The 13753-nt window shown below is 56.9% G+C and carries 10 protein-coding genes; 5 read left to right on the top strand and 5 right to left on the bottom strand.

Annotated elements, in window-relative coordinates; genetic code table 11:
- Positions 1–70: 70 nt before the first annotated feature.
- The 3 genes from ftsN to priA all read right to left on the bottom strand — a co-directional run bounded on the left by ftsN (position 71) and on the right by priA (position 4506).
- Positions 71–1072 carry a cell division protein FtsN gene (ftsN, locus tag ACQG19_RS24285; RefSeq protein ID WP_028028089.1) on the bottom strand — a complete coding sequence of 334 codons (1002 nt, stop codon included), beginning with the start codon at positions 1070–1072 and terminating at the stop codon, positions 71–73.
- 93 nt (positions 1073–1165) lie between these two features.
- Positions 1166–2191, bottom strand: a complete 1026-nt coding sequence (gene cytR / locus ACQG19_RS24280; protein ID WP_013099311.1) for a DNA-binding transcriptional regulator CytR — start codon at positions 2189–2191, stop codon at positions 1166–1168.
- A gap of 119 nt (positions 2192–2310) precedes the next feature.
- Positions 2311–4506 carry a primosomal protein N' gene (priA, locus tag ACQG19_RS24275; RefSeq protein WP_020686910.1) on the bottom strand — a complete coding sequence of 732 codons (2196 nt, stop codon included), beginning with the start codon at positions 4504–4506 and terminating at the stop codon, positions 2311–2313.
- A 200-nt stretch (positions 4507–4706) separates the two neighbouring features.
- On the opposite strand from priA, the gene rpmE reads away from it, so the two are divergent.
- Positions 4707–4919 (top strand): 50S ribosomal protein L31, encoded by a 213-nt coding sequence (gene rpmE / locus ACQG19_RS24270; RefSeq protein ID WP_003862040.1) that lies wholly within the window; start codon positions 4707–4709, stop codon positions 4917–4919.
- A 48-nt stretch (positions 4920–4967) separates the two neighbouring features.
- Here the strand turns inward: rpmE and metJ are convergent, their stop codons facing one another.
- Positions 4968–5285 carry a met regulon transcriptional regulator MetJ gene (gene metJ / locus ACQG19_RS24265; RefSeq protein ID WP_003862042.1) on the bottom strand — a complete coding sequence of 106 codons (318 nt, stop codon included), beginning with the start codon at positions 5283–5285 and terminating at the stop codon, positions 4968–4970.
- Positions 5286–5561: 276 nt separating this feature from the next.
- Here metJ and metB point away from each other — a divergent pair, with 276 nt between their 5' ends.
- From metB to katG, 4 genes are all read left to right on the top strand, one after another.
- On the top strand, positions 5562–6722 hold the full coding sequence (gene metB, locus ACQG19_RS24260) for a cystathionine gamma-synthase (protein ID WP_013099309.1): 1161 nt from the start codon (positions 5562–5564) through the stop codon (positions 6720–6722).
- Between the two features lie 2 nt (positions 6723–6724).
- Positions 6725–9157: a bifunctional aspartate kinase/homoserine dehydrogenase II gene (locus ACQG19_RS24255; RefSeq protein WP_029882892.1), complete on the top strand. Its 2433-nt coding sequence runs from the start codon at positions 6725–6727 to the stop codon at positions 9155–9157.
- A 225-nt stretch (positions 9158–9382) separates the two neighbouring features.
- The gene (gene metF, locus ACQG19_RS24250) at positions 9383–10270 is read left to right on the top strand and encodes a methylenetetrahydrofolate reductase (RefSeq protein ID WP_013099307.1); all 888 of its coding nucleotides are present in this window, start codon (positions 9383–9385) and stop codon (positions 10268–10270) included.
- A gap of 147 nt (positions 10271–10417) precedes the next feature.
- Positions 10418–12598 carry a catalase/peroxidase HPI gene (gene katG / locus ACQG19_RS24245; RefSeq protein ID WP_246932920.1) on the top strand — a complete coding sequence of 727 codons (2181 nt, stop codon included), beginning with the start codon at positions 10418–10420 and terminating at the stop codon, positions 12596–12598.
- A gap of 39 nt (positions 12599–12637) precedes the next feature.
- On the opposite strand, the gene gldA is transcribed toward katG, so the two are convergent.
- A complete protein-coding gene (gene gldA / locus ACQG19_RS24240; RefSeq protein ID WP_013099305.1) occupies positions 12638–13741 on the bottom strand; it encodes a bifunctional L-1,2-propanediol dehydrogenase/glycerol dehydrogenase in 1104 nt (367 codons plus the stop codon).
- Positions 13742–13753: the final 12 nt, after the last annotated feature.

Here is a 13753-nt window from a genome sequence, read left to right as displayed (position 1 = left end):
CGGGAAACAGAAGCCCTGAGCCTGTGCTCAGGGCTGAATAGAAAGATAGATGGGGGGGAATTTGGGGGTTTCAACCCCCGGAAGCAAGTCGGATGCAGTTTGTGTGACCGGCGACTTTCAAACGAGAAATGGTGCCATCGGCATTTTCTTTGCCTTTGACCGGGCCAATCACCACGCGATTCCAGCCGTTATTGGTGGTAATGCGCGAGTCAAATCCTTCAAATGCCAGCTGAGCGCGGACCGTTTCGGCCTGCTCGGCACCTTTGAACGAACCGCACTGCACCATCCAGCGGCGTTCGTCTTTCTTTTCAGCCGTCTGCTTCGGTGCCTCGGTCTCTTTGGTGACCGGTGCGGCCTGCTGTGTTTTCGGCTGCTGCGCGGTGGTATGCGCAGGCGTCTGCAGCAGATCCTGATACGGTTGAGCCGTTTGCTTCTGCGTCTGGGCCTTTGGCTGCTGAGCAGGCTGAGACTGCGCCGTTCGCGTTTGCGGCTGCTGGTACGGCTGTTCCGTCACGCGCGGCTGCGCTTTAGGCTGCTGTACCGGCTGGTTTTGCGTCCACTGCTGCTGTTGTTGTTGCTGCTGAATCTGTGCCTGACGTTGGCGCTGCAGTTGCAGCGTTTGCTGACGCTGCGCCGGCGTTTGTTCATTCCACGGCACTTCATTCAGCTGCGTAGGCTGCTGGCGCATATCGGCCTGCATCTGTGCCAGCAACTGACGCTGTTCGTCCGTTAGCTGATCGGCATTTTTCACCTCGCCACCGGCGGATGGCTCGGTCGGCGCACGCACGCCAGGCTGACGGCTTTCCAGCTCTTTAATATAGCGCCAGCGCTCTTCAGGCTTCGGTGGCAGACCATTTCCAACCACTTTGTTGCCCTGAAGGGCCTCAGCCTCTTCTTTTTTATGGTGCGTGATAAAGTACAGGCCGCCGATGAAGGCCACCAGTACCGCCGCAGCAATAGCGACCATTGCTGGCGAGACAGCAGGCAGGTTACGTTGCTTTTTCTTTGCGCTACTCTTTTTGCGTCGCGAAGGTGCCGGCTGGCCGCGACGTACATAATCTCGTTGTGCCACTATCGTTTCGCTGTATTTATTCGTTCGTCAGTCCGCCATGTTACTTAAGCGGCGGGGCTTTGACCAGATAAGGGTGTCCTAAAGACATTTACTTTAAGTCAATGCCTGGGTAGAACCACGAATAATCAGTTCGCAGTCCAGCAACCTCGATCCGCTGCTAACTGTTTGACCCTGCAACTGATCGAGCAAAAGAAGCATCGCTTCACGGCCAATGTCGTAGCGTGGCTGCGAAACGGTTGAGAGCGGGGGATCGCAAAATTCTGAAAGCGAAATATTATCGAAACCGATAATCGACAAATCTTTCGGTATGCGCAGGCCGCGGCGTTTCGCATACGATAATGCCCCAAGCGCCATCACGTCGCTGTGGCAGAACACTGCGGTAGGCGGCTCAGGCAACGCCAGTAGTTTTTCCAGCGCCTGACCACCGGCTTCGAAGGAAAAATTACCGCGAGCAATGTAGTGCGGATCAACCGTCACGCCGGTTCGGCGAAGCGCCTGAACATAGCCCTGCAGGCGATAGTGACACAGCGGCATCTCTTCCGGGCCGGCAATGCAGCCAATCCGTTTATGCCCCAGCTCCTGCAGGTAGTTAACGGCGTTGAACGCGGCGGTCAGGTTATCAATATGCACCGTTGGCAGTTCCAGCTCCGGCGCAAACTCGTTGGCCATCACCATCGGCGGTAAATTGCGCTGCTCTTCAATGCTGGCATCAAACGGCAGGCGCGAACCAAGCAGCAGCATGCCGTCGATCTGCTTGGTGATAATGAGGTCGATAAAGGTTTTTTCCTGCTGATTCTGGTGCGCGCAGTCGCCAATGAGCACCAGATACCCTTGCTCCGCAGCGGTCACTTCGATGCCGCGAATAATTTCGCTGAAGAAGGGATCGCAGATGTCCGGCACAATCACCAGGATGGTCCGCGACTCATTACGTTTAACGTTACGCCCCATCGCCTGCGGGAAATACCCCACTTCCAGCGCGGCCTGTTCTACCCGGTTGCGGGTCGCCTGAGAGACTTTATCCGGGTTCATTAATGCGCGGGACACGGTTGCCGTAGAGACTTGTGCTTTCTGGGCAACGTCTTTCATGGTCGCCGTGGCAACCTCTTTCCTGGACTTCAACGTCTTCTCCTCGCCTGAACACCGAACTTCTGACGCCACCATTTTTACAGATAGTTAATGGAATCGGTTACAGAATTTTCATAAAAAGTGTGAGGGACGTTAAATTTTTCGATCCGGCTTCAGCCTTCGATGGGATCAACGTCAAGCACCCACTTCACTTTGCGCGCCTCTGGCAGGGTGTTGATCAAGGCCAGCGTGCCGCTGACGATGTGCTGTAAACGGATGCGCGAAGGGTGTTGCAGCAAAATCTGCCAGCGAAAACGTCCGCCGCGCTTGGGGGCCAGCGCCGGAACCGGCCCTAAAATCCACAGTTGATTATCGACCAGCGGGCTGGCTTGCAGAAGGTTTCTCAACTGCTGCAGGAAAAGCGGCGCCTGCTGGTTGTTATGATCTTCCGCGCGGATGATCACGTGGCTGGTCCACGGGGGAAGCTGCATGGTCTGGCGCTCAGCCAGCGCCTGCTCGGCAAACGCATCATAGCCTTTGTGCAGCAGGGTTTGCAGCAACGGATGCTCAGGATGGTGCGTTTGCAGTACCACTTCGCCCTGTTTCCCGGCGCGTCCCGCGCGTCCGGCCACCTGGGTATAAAGCTGGGCAAAACGCTCGGCTGAGCGGAAATCGGCAGAGAACAGTGCGCCATCGACATCCAGCAGGGCAACCAGCGTCACGTCCGGGAAGTGATGACCTTTGGCCAGCATCTGGGTGCCAATCAGGATGCGCGCGCCACCGCGATGCACTTCTGCCAGCTGCTGTTCCAGCGCCCCTTTACGGCTGGTGGTGTCCCTGTCGATTCGGGAAATGGGCACATCCGGGAAGAACGGCTCCAGGGCCTGTTCCAGCTGTTCAGTGCCCAGACCGACCGGCACGATGTGCGTTGACCCGCATGATGGACACTGACGCGGCACCGGGCGCTGGCTGTCGCAGTGGTGGCAGCGCAAATGGCGCTGGGCCTGATGGAAGGTGTAGTAGTGGTCGCAACGCGGGCATTCTGCGATCCAGCCGCAGTCGTGACACAGCAGTGCCGGGGCAAAGCCGCGTCTGTTGAGGAACAAAATAACCTGATTGCCCGCCTGCAAATGCTGACGCATCCGGGTGATAAGGGCAGGTGCTAACCCCGCCTGCACCTGCTGACCTTTCAGATCCAGCACGTGTTGAATGGCCGGACGCGCATTCCCCGCGCGACGCGTCAGGCGCAGCATATGGTATTTACGCTGACGAACATTATGAAGCGTTTCGAGCGCCGGGGTAGCAGAGCCCAGAATAATGGGGATTTGCTCGCTGTGCGCGCGATAGACGGCCAGATCGCGGGCGTGATACCGCCAGCCTTCCTGCTGCTTATAAGAGCTGTCGTGTTCTTCATCAATGACGATGACGCCAAGATTTTTGAACGGTGTAAACAGTGATGAACGGGTGCCAATCACGATCGCCGCTTCGCCGTTTTTCGCTTTCAGCCAGGCGCTGAGGCGTTCGCTGTCATTCAGGCCAGAGTGCAGCACCTCAACCGGCGCATTAAACCGCTCGCGAAAGCGCGCGATGGTTTGCGGCGTCAGGCCAATTTCCGGCACCATCACCAGCGCCTGTTTGCCCTGCGCGAGCACGTTTTCCAGCACACTGAGATAGACTTCTGTCTTGCCGGAACCGGTGACCCCGGCCAGTAGCCAGGCGGAGAAATGGCCGGAGGCACTGTGGATCGCCCCCACGGCGGTGGCCTGCTCGGTGTTCAGGCGCAGGCGATCGCCCGAGACGGAAAATCGCTCCCGCCAGTCATACAGGGCCGGAGCCTCGCTTGCCAGTTCGCTCAGCCCTTTTTTTCGTAGTGCCTGGAGCGCGGTTTCGCTGACTTCCATCTCATCGACCTGATGGCGCCAGATTTTCCCCTGACGCAGGGCGGCCAGCGCCTGCTGTTGTTTCTGGGAGCGCTTCAGGCTGTTAATGTCCACCGCCTGGCCCTGTTCGGTCGCAAACCAGTACCACATTGGCGCGTGGCTGGCGCTTTTGCCCTGGCGCAGCATAATCGGTAAAGCGTGGAACAGAACATCGCCAATCGGATGATGATAATAATCCGCCGCCCATAGTAGCAGTCGCCAGGTGCTGGTGGAGTAAACGGGCTCGCTGTCGAGCACCTCAACGACCGATTTCAGTTCGTTAAGCGGCAATTCGCTCTTGTCGCTGACGGAGACGACGATCCCTACGCGCTGCTGTTTGCCAAAGGGCACGGTCACGCGACAGCCCGCTTTAACGCTCATGCTGTCGGGCAGCAGATAGTCAAACGTGCGTGGAAGCGGAACGGGCAGGGCAACGTGAGCGACGGGCATCGAATCTTCCTGACTTGAAAAGTGGCGCGTTAGTATACACATTAGTGAAAGCGGCGTGCGGATCAGTTTGCATACGTTGGTCAAATTCTGTATGATTCGCCGCCTTTGGTGTGCTTTACGCCAAAGAACTTACATTCAACATCGCGTGGTGTCTGGCGTTAGGGCTGGAAGAGCGACGCGGCCTTAACTGAGGTTCTCCCATGAAAAAAGATATTCACCCGAAATACGAAATGATTACTGCAAACTGCTCTTGCGGTAACTCTATCCAGATCCGCTCTACCGTGGGTCACGATCTGAACCTGGACGTGTGCGGCAAATGCCACCCGTTCTACACTGGTAAGCAGCGTGACGTTGCAACCGGTGGCCGTGTTGACCGCTTCAACAAGCGTTTCAGCATCCCGGGCGCTAAATAAGTTTCCCGAAAAAAAGGCACCGCAAGGTGCCTTTTTTGTATCCGCTTATCAGTATTCCCACGTCTCCGGGTCGATACCCAGTTCACGCATGATCACCTTCGCCTCTTCCGGGATTTCGTCGCTACGCTCTTTGCGCAGGTCGTCATCGTTCGGCAACGGTTGGCCGGTAAACGCATGCAGAAACGCTTCGCACAGCAGTTCGCTGTTGGTTGCGTGGCGCAGGTTGTTCACCTGACGACGCGTACGTTCATCGGTGAGGATCTTCAACACCTTCAGAGGAATGGAAACCGTAATTTTCTTTACTTGCTCACTCTTCTTACCGTGCTCAGCGTATGGGCTGATATATTCGCCGCTCCATTCAGCCATGAGATACCTTTAATCCTCTCAGTCATTAATCTAAAGGTGCAAAACCTGTAACCGTCGGTTTTGAACCGTAAACCTGCGTAGTTTACCGTAGAGACGATACCGTGGCACGGATATTGCCGCTGCAGCGTGCACTAAAGCATATAATTTTAACGGCTATTTGCGCATTGCTCAATCTATACGCAAAGAAGTTTAGATGTCCAGATGTATTGACGTCCATACTTTCAATGTTTACTCTGGTGCCTGACTTTTCACCTAATTAGCCAGGAAGCCTTCACCATGACGCGTAAACAGGCCACCATCGCAGTGCGTAGCGGATTGAATGATGACGAGCAGTACGGCTGTGTTGTCCCGCCGATTCATCTTTCCAGTACCTATAATTTCACCGGATTTAATGAACCCCGTGCGCATGACTACTCGCGTCGTGGCAACCCTACGCGTGATGTTACCCAGCGCGCGCTGGCGGAACTGGAAGGTGGCGCAGGGGCAGTATTAACCAATACCGGCATGTCTGCCATTCATCTGGTGACTACCGTGTTCCTGAAGCCGGGCGATCTGCTGGTTGCGCCGCACGACTGTTACGGCGGCAGCTATCGTCTGTTTGATAGCCTGGCAAAACGCGGCTGTTACCGGGTGTTGTTTGTCGATCAAAATGACGAACAGGCGCTGAAACAGGCGCTGGCAGAGAAGCCGAAGCTGGTGCTGGTGGAAAGTCCAAGCAATCCATTGTTGCGCGTTGTCGATATTGCGAAAATTTGTCAGCTCACAAGGGATGCGGGAGCGATAAGTGTAGTGGATAATACGTTCCTCAGTCCGGCCCTTCAGAACCCACTGGCGCTGGGTGCAGATCTGGTATTGCATTCATGCACTAAATATCTGAACGGTCATTCTGATGTCGTCGCAGGCGTGGTGATTGCAAAAGATCCCGACGTTGTCACCGAACTGGCATGGTGGGCCAATAACATTGGCGTCACCGCCGGGGCCTTCGACAGCTATCTGCTGTTACGCGGGATTCGCACGCTGTCGCCGCGTATGGAGGTGGCACAGCGCAATGCCCAGGCGATTGTCGATTTCCTGAAAACGCAGCCGCTGGTGAAGAAGCTTTATCACCCGTCGCTGCCTGAAAACCAGGGGCACGAGATTGCCGCGCGTCAGCAGAAAGGGTTTGGCGCGATGTTAAGTTTTGAACTGGACGGTGACGAGCAAACGCTGCGTCGCTTCCTGAGCGGGCTGTCATTGTTTACGCTGGCGGAATCGTTAGGTGGGGTTGAAAGTTTGATCTCCCACGCCGCAACCATGACGCACGCAGGTATGGCACCAGAGGCACGTGCCGCCGCCGGGATTTCTGAGACGCTGCTGCGGATCTCAACCGGTATTGAAGATTCTGAAGATTTAATTGCCGATCTGGAAAATGGCTTCCGGGTCGCAGCCAAGGGGTAATCATGAGTGTGATAGCGCAGGCAGGGGCGAAGGGTCGTCAACTGCACAAGTTTGGTGGTAGTAGTCTTGCTGATGTGAAGTGTTATCTGCGCGTTGCAGGGATCATGACAGAGTATTCACAGCCGGGTGACATGATGGTTGTCTCCGCGGCGGGCAGCACCACCAACCAGCTGATTAGCTGGCTGAAATTGAGCCAGACCGATCGCCTCTCTGCGCATCAGGTGCAACAGTCCTTACGCCGTTACCAGAGCGAGCTGATTGCCGGTTTGCTGCCCGCAGACGTGGCGGATGGGCTGATTAGCGCTTTTACGCATGACCTTGAGCGTCTGGCCGCCCTGCTGGACAGCGGTATTACCGATGCGGTGTACGCCGAAGTGGTGGGGCACGGTGAAGTGTGGTCTGCGCGCCTGATGGCCGCCGTGCTGCAACATCTGGGCGTTGAGGCTGCCTGGCTCGACGCGCGTGATTTCCTGCGTGCCGAACGCGCCGCACAGCCACAGGTGGACGAAGGTCTATCCTACCCGCTGCTGCAACAGTTGCTGGTACAGCATCCGGGTAAACGCATTGTGGTGACCGGCTTTATCAGCCGCAGCAATGCCGGGGAAACCGTGTTGTTGGGGCGTAACGGCTCTGACTACTCGGCGACGCAGATCGGTGCCCTGGCAGGCGTGTCCCGCGTCACCATCTGGAGTGACGTCGCCGGTGTTTACAGCGCTGATCCACGCAAGGTGAAAGACGCCTGCCTGCTGCCGCTGCTGCGCCTGGATGAAGCCAGCGAGCTGGCACGTCTGGCCGCGCCGGTTCTGCACGCGCGTACGCTGCAGCCGGTTTCCGGTAGCGACATCGATCTGCAGTTGCGCTGCAGTTACACCCCGGATCAGGGCTCCACGCGCATCGAACGCGTGCTGGCATCCGGTACGGGGGCGCGTATTGTCACCAGCCACGACGATATCTGCCTGATTGAGTTCCAGGTCCCGGCGGGCCAGGACTTCAAACTGGCGCATAAAGATATCGACACGATCCTCAAACGTGCTCAGGTGCGTCCGCTGGCGGTTGGCGTACATAACGACCGTCAACTGCTGCAGTTCTGCTACACCGCCGAAGTGGCGGACAGCGCGCTAAAAATTCTGGATGAAGCGGGCCTGCCGGGCGAGCTTCGTCTGCGTCAGGGGCTGGCGCTGGTGGCGATGGTGGGCGCGGGCGTCACCCGTAACCCACTGCACTGCCACCGCTTCTGGCAACAGCTGAAAGGGCAACCGGTTGAATTTACCTGGCAGTCGGAAGAGGGCATCAGCCTCGTTGCCGTCCTGCGTAAAGGGCCAACTGAGAGCCTGATTCAGGGTCTGCATACCTCTCTGTTCCGTGCGGAAAAACGTATCGGTCTGGTGCTGTTCGGTAAAGGCAACATCGGTTCTCGCTGGCTGGAGCTGTTCGCGCGCGAGCAGGTCACGCTCTCAGCACGTACCGGCTTTGAATTTATCCTCGCCGGAGTGGTGGACAGCCGCCGCAGTCTGTTGAACTACGAGGGGCTGGATGCCAGCCGCGCGCTTGCCTTCTTTAATGATGAAGCGGTTGAACAGGACGAAGAGGCGCTGTTCCTGTGGATGCGCGCGCACCCATATGACGATCTGGTGGTGCTGGACGTTACTGCCAGCGAACAGCTTGCCGATCAGTATCTTGATTTCGCCAGCCACGGTTTCCACGTCATCAGTGCGAACAAACTGGCGGGGGCAAGCAGCACCGATAAGTACCGTCAGATCCACGACGCGTTCGAAAAAACCGGTCGTCACTGGCTCTATAACGCCACCGTAGGCGCGGGTCTGCCGGTTAACCATACCGTGCGCGATCTGATTGAAAGCGGCGACAGCATTCTGGCGCTGAGCGGTATTTTCTCCGGTACGCTCTCCTGGCTGTTCCTGCAGTTTGATGGCACCGTACCGTTCACTGACCTGGTGGATCAGGCGTGGCAGCAGGGGCTAACCGAACCCGATCCCCGCGTCGATCTTTCCGGTAAAGATGTGATGCGTAAGCTGGTGATCCTGGCGCGTGAAGCCGGTTATGACATTGAACCCGGCGCTGTTCGCGTCGAGTCGCTGGTGCCGGCAGGCTGCGAGGAAGGATCCATTGATCACTTCTTTGAAAACGGTGATGAACTGAACGAGCAGATGCTGCAACGTCTGGAAGCCGCAAACGAGATGGGGCTGGTGCTGCGCTATGTGGCGCGTTTCGAGGCCAACGGTAAAGCGCGTGTGGGGGTTGAGGCGGTGCGTCCTGAACATCCGCTGGCGGCGCTGCTGCCGTGCGATAACGTCTTTGCAATCGAAAGCCGCTGGTACCGCGATAACCCACTGGTGATCCGTGGCCCGGGTGCAGGGCGCGATGTCACCGCCGGGGCGATCCAGTCGGACATCAATCGTCTCGCTAAGCTACTGTAACCCCTGTATTTCCCTCTCCCGGTGGGAGAGGGTTAGGGTGAGGGCATCAGACCGCACTCACCCCATCTTGAATTTCCTTCATCTTCCCTGAGCATTCCTCACCGTTATTGTTGATTATTTCTGTTGACGTCACCCCGCTTTTCCGTCATTTTTACATCTGGACGTCTAAACGTATAGAAGTTCACAACACAACAAACAACGACACGCGAAAGATAGAGGTAAGGTATGAGCTTTTTTCACGCCAACCAGCGGGAAGCCCTGAATCAGAGCCTGGCCGAAGTAAACGGCCAGATTAACGTCTCTTTTGAATTTTTCCCGCCGCGCACCAGTGAAATGGAGCAAACCCTCTGGAGCTCTATCGATCGCCTGAGCAGCCTGAAACCGAAATTTGTCTCCGTGACCTACGGCGCGAACTCCGGCGAGCGTGACCGTACGCACAGCATTATTAAAGGCATTAAAGACAGAACCGGTCTGGAAGCGGCGCCGCATCTGACCTGTATCGACGCCACCGGTGACGAGCTGCGTGCTATCGCCCAGGATTACTGGAATAACGGGATTCGTCATATCGTCGCCCTGCGCGGCGACCTGCCGCCGGGTAGCGGTAAGCCCGAAATGTATGCGGCGGATCTGGTCGCGCTGCTGAAAGACGTTGCCGATTTTGATATCTCCGTGGCGGCGTACCCGGAAGTGCATCCGGAAGCGAAAAGCGCTCAGGCTGACCTCCTTAACCTGAAGCGTAAAGTGGATGCCGGTGCGAACCGGGCCATTACTCAGTTCTTCTTTGATGTGGAAAGCTACCTGCGCTTCCGCGACCGCTGCGTTTCTGCGGGTATCGACGTGGAAATCATCCCGGGTATTCTGCCGGTCTCTAACTTCAAACAGGCGAAGAAATTTGCCGATATGACCAACGTACGCATTCCGCTGTGGATGTCCAAAATGTACGAAGGGCTGGACGATGATCCGGAAACGCGCAAGCTGGTGGGTGCCAATATCGCAATGGACATGGTGAAAATTTTAAGTCGGGAAGGGGTAAAAGATTTCCACTTCTACACGCTGAACCGCGCGGAAATGAGCTACGCCATTTGTCATACGCTCGGTGTTCGCCCGGCGTAATAAACATCAAGCCCTCCTGAATGGAGGGCTTTTTAGTCTGGCTAAAAGTTAAAAGGTATTAGCTATCGAATCTGTGGATTAATTCAACTATATCTTATTGCTAGTGGTGTATATCGTAACGGTAACACTGTAAAAGGGAGCATAGCGATGAGCACGTCAGACGAGAGCAATAAAGCGGCATCAGTCGGCAAATGCCCGTTCCACCAGGGCGGCGTCGATCACAGCGCGGGGGCAGGTACAGGCAGCCGCGACTGGTGGCCAAAACAACTCCGCATCGATCTTCTTAACCAACATTCCAATCGTTCGAACCCTCTGGGTGAAGACTTCGACTACCGCAAAGAATTTAGCAAGCTGGATTACTCCGCCCTCAAGGGCGATCTCAAAGCACTCTTAACCGACTCTCAACCGTGGTGGCCTGCCGACTGGGGCAGCTATGCGGGCCTGTTTATTCGCATGGCCTGGCACGGTGCGGGAACCTATCGCTCCGTTGACGGACGCGGCGGTGCCGGACGCGGTCAACAGCGCTTTGCGCCGCTGAACTCCTGGCCAGATAACGTCAGTCTGGATAAAGCTCGCCGTCTGCTGTGGCCGATCAAGCAAAAATATGGTCAAAAAATCTCCTGGGCTGACCTGTTTATTCTTGCGGGTAACGTGGCGCTGGAAAACTCCGGCTTCCGCACCTTTGGTTTTGGTGCCGGGCGTGAAGATGTCTGGGAACCGGATCTCGACGTTAACTGGGGGGATGAAAAAGCCTGGCTGACCCATCGTGACCCGGAAGCACTGGCGAAACGTCCGCTGGCGGCCACTGAAATGGGGCTGATCTACGTCAACCCGGAAGGACCAAACGCCAGCGGTGAACCGCTGTCCGCGGCGGCAGCCATTCGCGCCACCTTCGGTAACATGGGAATGAACGACGAAGAGACCGTGGCGCTGATTGCCGGGGGGCATACGCTCGGTAAAACCCACGGTGCGGGTGAAGCAACGCACGTTGGCACAGATCCGGAAGCGTCTCCGATTGAAGCGCAGGGCCTGGGCTGGGCCAGCACGCACGGTACCGGTATTGGCGCTGACGCCATTACTTCCGGTCTGGAAGTCATCTGGTCACAAACCCCGACCCAGTGGAGCAACTACTTCTTCGAGAACCTGTTCAAATACGAATGGGTACAAACCCGTAGCCCGGCCGGTGCGATTCAGTTTGAAGCCGTGGACGCGCCTGAGATCATGCCAGACCCGTTCGACCCGTCGAAAAAACGCAAACCGACTATGCTGGTTACCGACCTGACGCTGCGTTTTGACCCGGAATTCGAAAAAATTTCCCGTCGCTTCCTGAACGATCCGCAGGCTTTCAACGAAGCCTTCGCCCGCGCGTGGTTCAAACTGACCCACCGCGATATGGGGCCAAAATCGCGTTATCTTGGCCCGGAAGTGCCGAAAGAAGATCTGATCTGGCAGGATCCGCTGCCGGAGGCAGTATTCAATCCGACCAAAGAGGACATTGAGAGCCTGAAGGCGGAAATTGCAGCATCCGGGCTCTCCGTCAGCGAACTGATTTCCGTGGCATGGGCGTCGGCCTCAACCTTCCGCGGCGGTGACAAGCGTGGCGGTGCCAACGGTGCGCGTCTGGCGCTTGCGCCTCAGCGCAACTGGGATGTTAACGCCGCAGCCGTACGTGCATTGCCTGCTCTGGAAGCTATTCAGCGCACCACCAATAAAGCCTCACTGGCCGATATCATCGTGCTCGCGGGTGTGGTAGGCGTTGAACAGGCGGCGAAAGCGGCTGGCGTTTACGTCACCGTACCGTTCACGCCGGGCCGTGTGGATGCACGTCAGGATCAGACGGATATCGATATGTTTAACCTGCTTGAACCGATTGCTGACGGTTTCCGTAACTATCGTGCGCAGGTTGATGTCTCCACCACCGAATCGCTGCTGATTGATAAAGCCCAGCAGTTGACGTTAACCGCACCAGAAATGACGGTGCTGATCGGCGGCCTGCGCGTACTGGGTGCAAACTTTGACGGCAGTAAAAATGGTGTGTTTACCAGCCGCGAAGGCGTGCTGAGCAATGACTTCTTCGTGAACCTGCTGGATATGAACACCCAGTGGAAGGCGACCGATGAATCGAACGAGCTGTTTGCCGGAAGCGATCGCACCAGCGGTGAAGTGAAATACACTGCCACTCGCGCTGACCTGGTCTTCGGCTCTAACGCTGTCCTTCGCGCGCTGGCAGAGGTGTACGCCAGCAGTGATGCTCACGAGAAGTTCGTTCGCGACTTCGTTGCAGCGTGGGCGAAGGTGATGGATCTGGACCGTTTTGACGTGAAATAACCATTGAGCCGGGTACGCATAGCGCACCCGGCGTTTTTGTTACTCCCACTCCTGCAGGAAACGCTGTCCATACTGGTCGGCAACCAGCAGTGCCGCGTAAACCTGATCCGGCGACACGCCACCCGGCATGTTGTGAATGGTCTCTCCCTCAGCGCAAGACGCTTCGGCAATCAGGCGCATTTTGGCCGGAATGTCTTCTTTGATATTCAGCTGCGCCAGCGTGATCGGCAATCCAACGCTGTGGCAAAGCGCCGCGACGGTTTCGATCTCCTCAACCGGCGCGTTTTCCAGCACCAGTTGCGTCAGCGTACCAAACGCCACTTTTTCACCGTGGTAGAAGTGATGCGCATCCGGCACTGCCGTCATCCCGTTGTGAATGGCATGCGCTGCCGCCAGCCCGCCGCTTTCAAACCCTACGCCGCTCAGATAGGTATTGGCTTCGATAATGCGTTCCAGCGCCGGGGTTACTACGTGCTGCTCGGCGGCCAGCATCGCTTTCTCGCCCTCTTCAATCAGCGTGTTGTAGCACAGCTCGGCAAGCGCTAACGCGGCCTGCGTGCACTTGCCGCCCGCCATGGTGGTCGCGCCGCTGCGCGAGCAGGCGCGTGCTTCAAACCAGGTGGCAAGGGCATCACCAATCCCGGCGGCCAGCAGACGCGGCGGCGCACCAGCCACCACTTTGGTGTCGACAATCACCATATTGGGGTTATGCGGCAGCATCAGATAGCGTTCGAATTCGCCGCTGTCGGTGTAAATCACAGAAAGGGCGCTGCACGGGGCATCGGTGGAGGCGATAGTCGGGGCGATAGCGACCGGCACGTCCATAAAATGTGCCAGCGCTTTGGCGGTATCCAGCGTTTTACCGCCGCCAATACCCAGCACCGCCATGCAGTCCGCACTGTCGGCCAGTTTTTTCAGACGATCGATCTCATTTTGCGAACATTCGCCGCCAAACGGCGCGATTTCTGCATGTAGCTCTGCATTTTTAAAACTCTGGCGCAGGGTCTCTTCGGCAAAACCCAGCACAAATTTATCGCCAACAACCAGCCAGCGTGTAGCCAGAGGTTTCAGATAGTCGCCGAGACGGGTGAGAACATCAGCGCCCTGGATATATTTCCCCGGCGATTGAATGATACGGTCCATAACATATCTCCC

The organism is Enterobacter cloacae complex sp. 277I4 (assembly GCF_050031465.1).
Classification (GTDB): Bacteria; Pseudomonadota; Gammaproteobacteria; order Enterobacterales; family Enterobacteriaceae; genus Enterobacter; species Enterobacter cloacae.
Note: the sequence above shows the minus strand (reverse complement) of the source record. Positions and strands in the feature narration are given on the sequence as shown.

Excerpts from the sequence above, each read along its gene's own strand:
- priA (WP_020686910.1), bottom strand. The coding sequence starts at position 4,506 with ATGCCCGTCGCTCACGTTGCCCTGCCCGTTCCGCTTCCACGCACGTTT.
- rpmE (WP_003862040.1), top strand. The coding sequence starts at position 4,707 with ATGAAAAAAGATATTCACCCGAAATACGAAATGATTACTGCAAACTGC.
- metJ (WP_003862042.1), bottom strand. The coding sequence starts at position 5,285 with ATGGCTGAATGGAGCGGCGAATATATCAGCCCATACGCTGAGCACGGT.
- metB (WP_013099309.1), top strand. The coding sequence starts at position 5,562 with ATGACGCGTAAACAGGCCACCATCGCAGTGCGTAGCGGATTGAATGAT.
- ACQG19_RS24255 (WP_029882892.1), top strand. The coding sequence starts at position 6,725 with ATGAGTGTGATAGCGCAGGCAGGGGCGAAGGGTCGTCAACTGCACAAG.
- metF (WP_013099307.1), top strand. The coding sequence starts at position 9,383 with ATGAGCTTTTTTCACGCCAACCAGCGGGAAGCCCTGAATCAGAGCCTG.
- katG (WP_246932920.1), top strand. The coding sequence starts at position 10,418 with ATGAGCACGTCAGACGAGAGCAATAAAGCGGCATCAGTCGGCAAATGC.
- gldA (WP_013099305.1), bottom strand. The coding sequence starts at position 13,741 with ATGGACCGTATCATTCAATCGCCGGGGAAATATATCCAGGGCGCTGAT.